This is a genomic window from Paenibacillus barengoltzii G22, from assembly GCF_000403375.2.
Classification (GTDB): domain Bacteria; phylum Bacillota; class Bacilli; order Paenibacillales; family Paenibacillaceae; genus Fontibacillus; species Fontibacillus barengoltzii.
Genome location: NZ_KE159652.1, coordinates 128,637 through 136,107 on the forward strand (window position 1 = coordinate 128,637; position 7,471 = coordinate 136,107).

At 51.3% G+C, this 7,471-nt stretch carries 6 protein-coding genes; all 6 read left to right on the plus strand.

Annotation, left to right across the window (positions count from 1 at the left end):
* The first annotated feature begins 30 nt into the window (after positions 1-30).
* The 6 genes from C812_RS00670 to C812_RS00695 all read left to right on the plus strand — a co-directional run bounded on the left by C812_RS00670 (position 31) and on the right by C812_RS00695 (position 7,280).
* Positions 31-1,002, plus strand: a complete 972-nt coding sequence (locus C812_RS00670) for an ABC transporter permease (RefSeq protein ID WP_016310779.1) — start codon at positions 31-33, stop codon at positions 1,000-1,002.
* A 14-nt stretch (positions 1,003-1,016) separates the two neighbouring features.
* Positions 1,017-1,952, plus strand: a complete 936-nt coding sequence (locus tag C812_RS00675; RefSeq protein WP_016310780.1) for a carbohydrate ABC transporter permease — start codon at positions 1,017-1,019, stop codon at positions 1,950-1,952.
* Positions 1,953-1,962: 10 nt separating this feature from the next.
* Positions 1,963-3,378: a family 43 glycosylhydrolase gene (locus C812_RS00680; RefSeq protein ID WP_016310781.1), complete on the plus strand. Its 1,416-nt coding sequence runs from the start codon at positions 1,963-1,965 to the stop codon at positions 3,376-3,378.
* A gap of 91 nt (positions 3,379-3,469) precedes the next feature.
* Positions 3,470-4,417: an ArsR/SmtB family transcription factor gene (locus C812_RS00685; protein ID WP_016310782.1), complete on the plus strand. Its 948-nt coding sequence runs from the start codon at positions 3,470-3,472 to the stop codon at positions 4,415-4,417.
* 223 nt (positions 4,418-4,640) lie between these two features.
* Positions 4,641-6,395, plus strand: a complete 1,755-nt coding sequence (locus tag C812_RS00690) for a glycoside hydrolase family 2 protein (protein WP_016310783.1) — start codon at positions 4,641-4,643, stop codon at positions 6,393-6,395.
* A 24-nt stretch (positions 6,396-6,419) separates the two neighbouring features.
* Positions 6,420-7,280: an MBL fold metallo-hydrolase gene (locus C812_RS00695; protein ID WP_016310784.1), complete on the plus strand. Its 861-nt coding sequence runs from the start codon at positions 6,420-6,422 to the stop codon at positions 7,278-7,280.
* Positions 7,281-7,471 lie beyond the last annotated feature (191 nt).

Consider the following 7,471-nt stretch of genomic DNA (forward strand, 5'->3'; position numbering starts at 1 on the left):
TTCGGAATAAGAAGAGTAGGTGATGCGTTCATGGAGATCGTCCGTAAATCAAGGAAACTCGCTCCTTCCTCAGAGGCTCCGAAACCAAACCGAACCCGAATCCGGATCAAAAAAGATCTGCGAAAGAACTGGTTTGTGTATTTGCTTGCCATTCCAGTGGTCGCTTGGTTCCTGGTTTTTTGTTACGGTCCGATGTGGGGAGTGCTTATCGCATTTAAGGATTATAAGCCGTTGCTGGGGTTTGCTCAGAGCGATTGGGTAGGGTTAAAGCATTTTATCGATTTTTTTCAGGGGCCGTACTTCTGGAGGGTGACCAAGAATACGCTTCTCCTTAATGTGTGGGGGATCGTGTTCGGATTTACGGCACCGATCATTTTGGCGTTATTACTGAATGAGATTCGAGACGGAAAGTTCAAGAAAACCGTTCAAACGATTACGTACATGCCCCATTTTATCTCCTTGGTGGTCGTGTGCGGGATCATTCATATCTTTACGGCGGATGAAGGCATTGTTACCCAAGTGTTGCAATGGATCACAGGGAAGGATTATACCTCGCTGCTGGGATACTCCGGCTTTTTTAGGCCGATCTATACATTTTCCGGGATATGGCAGAACATCGGCTGGGACAGCATTATTTATCTAGCTGCGATGAGTTCGATCGATCCGGCATTGTATGAGGCGGCGGAAATTGACGGCATTGGTCGAGTCAAAAAGATGTGGTACATTACGCTGCCGCAAATTACGCCGATTATCGTGATTCTGTTTATTTTTGCGGTTGGCGGATTGATGGCGTCCGGATACGAAAAAATTATTTTGCTCTACAACCCGCTTATTTACGATACGGCAGACGTCATCGCCTCTTATGTCTATCGCAGGGGCTTGCGCGAAGCCAGTCTCAGCTTCTCCACCGCGGTTGGCTTGTTTAGCGCCGTGATCAACTTTGCGTTGCTGTGGGTAACGAACCGAATCGCCCGGCGCACTTCGGAAGTGAGCTTATGGTAGAAAGGGGGATGACCATGTCCAGTCGGAAAAAGCTGAGAAGACGAAAAAACTGGAAGCCGATGACGACCGGGGATCGCGTGTTTGAAGTCATGAACTACATTCTGCTCACCGCGATTATGTTAATTTGCTTCTATCCCTTGCTGCATATTTTGCTGGCCTCGGTCAGTAACCCGACGGCGCTGATGGCGCACAGCGGGCTGTTGCTGAAGCCGCTTGGATTTACGTTGGACGGATATAAGCTGGTCTTTAAAGACAACAGCCTGCTGGTTGGTTACAAAAATACGATCATCTACGTAGGTCTAGGTACGCTGGTGAATATGGTCATGACGATCATGGGCGCTTTTGTCCTGTCGAGAAAAGATCTCTATTTCAAAAACTTCATCATGATTCTGATTACGATCACGATGTTCTTTGGCGGCGGGTTGATTCCCTGGTTTCTGTTAATGAAAGATATCCATTTATATAACAACCTGTGGGCGATGATTTTACCGACGGCGCTCAACACGTGGAATATCATTATTTTAAGAACGAGCTTCCAGTCGCTGCCGGCGGAGCTGGAAGAGGCTGCAACGATCGATGGGGCGAGCCAGGCGGCCATCTTGATTCGGGTGATCCTCCCGTTGTCCAAGGCGACGTTAGCCGTTATTTTTCTGTACTATTTGGTGGGGAACTGGAACTCCTGGTTTAACGCGATGGTCTTGTTGAAGGATCGGGAGCTGTTTCCGCTGCAGCTATTAATGAAGGAGATTTTGGTCGCCAACGATTCCACGGCTACTACCATTGGCAGTGCGGGCGGCGTCGTCATCGACAGCGCCCAGAGCTCGACCGCCTTCCGGGAACTGGTGAAATATTGTGCGATCGTTGTATCCACGGTGCCGATTTTGTGCGTGTATCCGTTCTTGCAGAAGTATTTTGTTAAGGGTGTTTACGTCGGATCAATTAAAGGGTGAGTGAAGAGAGATGGAAACAGGAAAATTCGGAAAAGCGCTGTTGCCTGCCATTTGTCTGTTTCTATTGGCGCAGGTCGGTTGTGCCGGATCTGATGCTAAGGGTGACGAGCGGGATGATTTTTATAATTTACTGATGCAGGACGGGGCAGATCCTTGGATGTATAAACATACCGATGGGTATTATTACTTCACGAAAACCACCGGCAGTGACGTGACAGTATGGAAATCCGCCAGCATAACGGGGATGGATGGTGCTCCCCGGCGAGTGATTCCAACGGGCGGCCACAACATATGGGCTCCCGAGCTCCATTATATTCATGGGGCTTGGTATATCTACTACGCCATGGATGACGGGGATAACGTGAACCATCGGATGTACGTAATGGAGAATACTTCGGCTGATCCTTTACAAGGCGTCTGGAAGCAAAAAGGGCAAATCACCGACACTACCAACCGTTGGGCGATCGATGGGACCGTTCTGCAGGTGAACGGGGAGCTGTATTTTATTTGGTCTGGTTGGGAAGGAAAGGAGAATATCCGTCAAAATCTCTACATCGCCCATATGAGCAACCCTTGGACAATTGACTCAGAGCGAGTGGAGATTTCCCGGCCGACTTATGCTTGGGAAACGAATCATTCGCCGCAAGTGAATGAAGGTCCGCAGGTGGCGATTCATAACGGCACCATTAATCTAGTCTACTCGGCGAGCGGGAGCTGGACGAATGACTACTGTTTGGGATTAATTACGGCCGATGCGAACCGTGATTTGCTTGATCCGGCTTCCTGGCATAAGAGAGAGGAGCCGATTTTCGTGTCCGGCAACGGACTGTACGGCCCGGGACATCACTCCTTCACCACGTCACCTGACGGGACGGAGGATTGGATTGTATATCACGTGGCGAAATACAAGGATGCTGGCTGGAACCGGGAGGTACGGATGCAGCCTTTTACTTGGAACGCGGACAACACCCCGAATTTTGGGGTTCCGGCGGATCCGAACCTCCCGTTGTCTTTGCCATCCGGAGAGGTGAGCCGCGTCCGCTATGAAGCGGAGAAGGGGCAGCTTGGGGGCGGTGTGACTGTGCTGGAGAATCCTGAGGGCTCCGGCGGAAAAAGCGTTGGGCGGTTTGAGCAGAAAGACAGCTACGCGGAGTATTCCATCCAAGCTTCGGCAGGAGAGTACCTCTTGCTGGCGCGAACTGCAAACGGGAGTGCTGCCGGAGAAATGGCCTATTTTGACTTGAGCGTTGATATAGGGACTTCCGTTACCGCAGCGGTTCACCCGAAGGGGTGGAACAACTGGGGGGTGTCCACCGCCAAAATTCAGTTGAAGGATGGGGTGAACAAGCTGCGATTCACGAAGAATCGCGGGGAGTTTGAATTGGATTGTTTTGACCTGTTGCCGTTGAAGATCCCGGAATCGTGATAACTTTTATGAATCTTGATTTATTCCAGCTTTGTGTAGTAAAGTCAAGAAAGTAAGATCATTATTTGGGAATACGGATACGGAGGTTCCTATGCTGGAAGTCGGGATACACGAACCGGATAAGTTGGTTCAAGTGGCGCACGCGCTCTCTACAAGGTCTCGCGTAGACATTCTTCGTCTGCTCAACACGCGGAGCATGAATATCATTGAGCTTGCCGAGACGCTGGAACTTCCGGTGTCTACGGTGGCAAACAACGTTAAGATCCTGGAAGCGGCCAAGCTGATTAATACGGAATTGCTTCCGGCCGTCCGCGGTGCGATGAAGGTGTGCAGCCGCAATTACGATGATATTCTCATCTCGCTGAACTCGAGCATCCGGACGTCCAAGGACGGGATGAAGTTCTACGAGGTTGAAATGCCGATCGGGCATTACAGCGACTGCGAGGTTCATCCAACGTGCGGCATGGCATCCAGTGAAGGCATGTTGGTTCGGGAGGATGAGCCGGCCAGCTTCTATCACCCCAAGCATGTGGGAGCGCAGATTTTGTGGTTTCGTAAAGGGTACGTGGAATACCAGTTCCCGCTGGAAGTTCCACAAAATGCGCGCATTCAATCGCTGGAATTGTCCATGGAAATGTGCTCGGAAGCCCCCAACTACGACAATGACTGGCCTTCGGATATTTCGGTATGGATTAATGGCGTTGAGATCGGCATGTGGACGAGTCCCGGGGATTTCGGGGATCGGCGCGGCACATTAAATCCTCCCTGGTGGGAAGATTGGATGACCCAATACGGCTTGCTGAAAACATGGCGAGTTGACCGCGAACGCACAACGCTCGATATGCAGAAGGTCTCCGATGTTACGATCAACGATCTGAACCTTGATCAACGGCCAAGTCTGCGTGTACGGATCGGCGTCAAGCCGGATGCGATCCATAAGGGCGGTGTCAATCTGTTCGGCAAGCAGTTTGGCGATTATGATCAGGACCTAGTTCTTCAGATCGCCTACACCATGGATGAAGACACTGGTTCCATTTGAATAAGCTCTAATTTGACCATCGACTCCTTGGGGAGTCGGTGTTTTTTTTGTATCATAGGCACTTAATTCCAAAAAGTTCGTAAAATAAAAACACTTAATGTAATTAGAAAAATCGACTGAAATCGTTGACAAAACAGAAGTTCGGGGCTATATTTAGCTTAAAAGATACAAAAATTATGTATTAAAACAAAAACAATAAACAAAGACTCGAAGGAGCGGAAAAATGACAAGTCAACCTTTACGTAACGAGTACCCCCGTCCCCAATTTGTCCGCGACGCTTGGATGAGTTTAAACGGTGAGTGGGAGTTTGAATTTGACGACCAAGGAATTGGTGAAAGAGACAGATGGTACGAGACACATGATTTCAGTCGGAAAATCAACGTGCCATTCTGCTATCAGAGCAAACTGAGCGGTATAGGTGACCCGACTGTACACGACCAGGTATGGTACCGGAGAACGTTTACCGTACCTCAAGACTACAAGTCAGGCAGACTGCTCTTGCATTTTGGTGCTGTGGATTATGAGGCCAAAGTATGGGTGAACGGGCATCTGGTAGCGATGCATGAAGGCGGACATACTCCATTTACGGCGGATATTACGGATGTACTGGATGAAGGCGAGAATACCGTTGTTGTGAAGGCGACGGACTACAGCCGCGATGTTTCCCTGCCGCGGGGCAAGCAGTATTGGAAGGATCAATCCGAGAGTATCTTCTATACCCGCACGACTGGGATTTGGCAGAGCGTCTGGCTTGAGCCGGTACCTACGACGCGAATTGATCGCATTCGGTTGGTGCCGGACATCGACAAGAATGATATCGGACTTGAGGTGTTTTTGGCGGGACACAGCGCCTCCGTTAAAGCCAGCATGAAGGCGGTCATTACGTTTCACGGCGAATTTGTCACCGAGGATTGCTTCTCCGTAAGTCATGAGTCGGGTCGTCGGGTGATCCATTTGGAGGATTTTAACGATCATGGCTTGGGACGCTGGTGGACACCGGAACGCCCCAACTTGTACGATCTGGAGTTAACGCTGTTGATCGACGGTACACCTGTGGACAAGGTCCAAAGCTATTTCGGGATGCGCAAAATTTCCGTGGAATCCGGCAAATTGCACTTAAATAATCGCTCCTATTATATGAAGCTGGTGCTGGATCAAGGTTACTTCCCGGATGGCTTGCTGACTGCGCCAAGCGATGAGGACTTGCGGCGGGACGTGGAGTTGGTAAAGGCCATGGGGCTGAACGGGGTGCGGAAGCATCAGAAGATCGAAGATCCCCGTTACTTGTATTGGGCTGACAAACTGGGGCTGCTGGTGTGGGGGGAGATGGCGAACGCCTACCAGTTCACTGAGCAGTATGTCAGTCGGATGACGCGAGAATGGATCCAGGCGGTGGAGCGGGATATTAACCATCCTTGCATCGTGGCATGGGTTCCGCTGAACGAAAGCTGGGGCGTGACCAACATCATGATCGACAAGCAGCAACAGCACCACGCGGTATCGCTGTACCACCTGACCAAGTCGCTGGATCCCACGCGTCCGGTTGTTTCCAATGACGGATGGGAATTGGTGACCACTGACCTTGTGACGATTCACGACTACGAATGGCGCAAGGAGAAGTTGGAGGAGCGGTATGCAACCGTCGAATCGGCTTTGACTGCAGCTCCCGGGAATCGGGTGATTCTGGTACCTGGATTCCCTTACGAGGGACAGCCAATTTTGGTCACAGAGTTTGGCGGGATCTCCTTTAAGGTGAACGAATGGGAAGGCTGGGGGTACTCCGGTGCGGAGAATGAGGAGGATTTTGCGCTGCGCCTGAAGAATGTAATCGTACCGATGCTGCAATCTCCGGTGGTCCAAGGCTTCTGCTATACCCAGTTCACGGACGTGGAACAGGAAATTAACGGCTTGCTGACCTACGATCGTAAGCCGAAGCTGCCTCTGGAAACTATCCGTTCGATTGTGGCGGGAACCTAAAAAATCAAGGAGTGCCCTTATCTAATGACCGAAAATCAGCGAACAGGCGCGGCATTGATTCGTGAGATCGCCCGGACGGAACCGCCGTACGGAACCTTGGCGGTGTGGTATCTCGGTCAGGAAAGCGTCATCGTCAAAGGGGATGGGATCACGATTTACGTAGACCCCTATCTCTCGGGCGATCTGGACGACGGCGATTGGCGTCGCGCATTTCCCGCACCGATTGCACCAGAAGAGATTGAAGGCGTACAACTATGCCTGATAACGCATGAACATGATGACCATATGGATGAGCGGACGTTGCCATGGCTGCATCGCAGCAGTCCCGAGGCGCCGATCGTTGCGCCGGCATGCTGCAAGCCAGCATTGCTAGAGATGGGCATCTCGGAGTCTGTGCTCATGACCGCCGACGATCGTCACCCGCTGGAGCTCTTCTCCAAGCTGCGGGTAACGCCGATTGCGGCGGCCCATGAGCAGCTGGAACGGGATGCCGACGGCTGCCCCCGGTACGTTGGGTACGTTCTGGAGCTCAACGGCGTGACGCTTTATCATGCCGGAGATACGTTGGTTTTTCCGGAATTGATCAAGCAAGTGGGTGAGCTGAAACCGGACATCGCCCTGCTGCCGATCAACGGGCGGGACTACTTCCGCCAGCAGCGTGGAATCGTGGGAAACATGGATTATCGCGAAGCGGCACATTTCGCCCAGGAAATCGGCGCGGACACCGTAATCCCGCTACATTATGATCTGTTTGCGGTAAATGCAGAGAAGCCAGGTCATTTTGTGGACTACCTGTATGAGCATTTCCCAGAGCAAAAAGTCCACGTCATGGCCCGAGCCGAGCGCTTCCTCTACGTTTCCCCACGCGCCTTCCTGCTGGACTAACCATGCAAAAAATAGCCGACCAGAAGATAATGATTCTGGCCGGCTATTTTTATAAGCAGGCGGTTGGAGGGGGAGGCACCTCTTGTGGAGGCCCCCTTCACACATTATCCCTCTTGATCAGGGAGAGTGTGTCTGTGTGTCGCTTTTGCACCATGATCCCGTTTGATCAGAGAGTCTCTTGTGGGGTGCTT

Coding starts and splice junctions, on each gene's coding strand:
- C812_RS00685 (WP_016310782.1), top strand. CDS start 3,470: ATGCTGGAAGTCGGGATACACGAACCGGATAAGTTGGTTCAAGTGGCG.
- C812_RS00690 (WP_016310783.1), top strand. CDS start 4,641: ATGACAAGTCAACCTTTACGTAACGAGTACCCCCGTCCCCAATTTGTC.
- C812_RS00695 (WP_016310784.1), top strand. CDS start 6,420: ATGACCGAAAATCAGCGAACAGGCGCGGCATTGATTCGTGAGATCGCC.
- C812_RS00670 (WP_016310779.1), top strand. CDS start 31: ATGGAGATCGTCCGTAAATCAAGGAAACTCGCTCCTTCCTCAGAGGCT.
- C812_RS00680 (WP_016310781.1), top strand. CDS start 1,963: ATGGAAACAGGAAAATTCGGAAAAGCGCTGTTGCCTGCCATTTGTCTG.
- C812_RS00675 (WP_016310780.1), top strand. CDS start 1,017: ATGTCCAGTCGGAAAAAGCTGAGAAGACGAAAAAACTGGAAGCCGATG.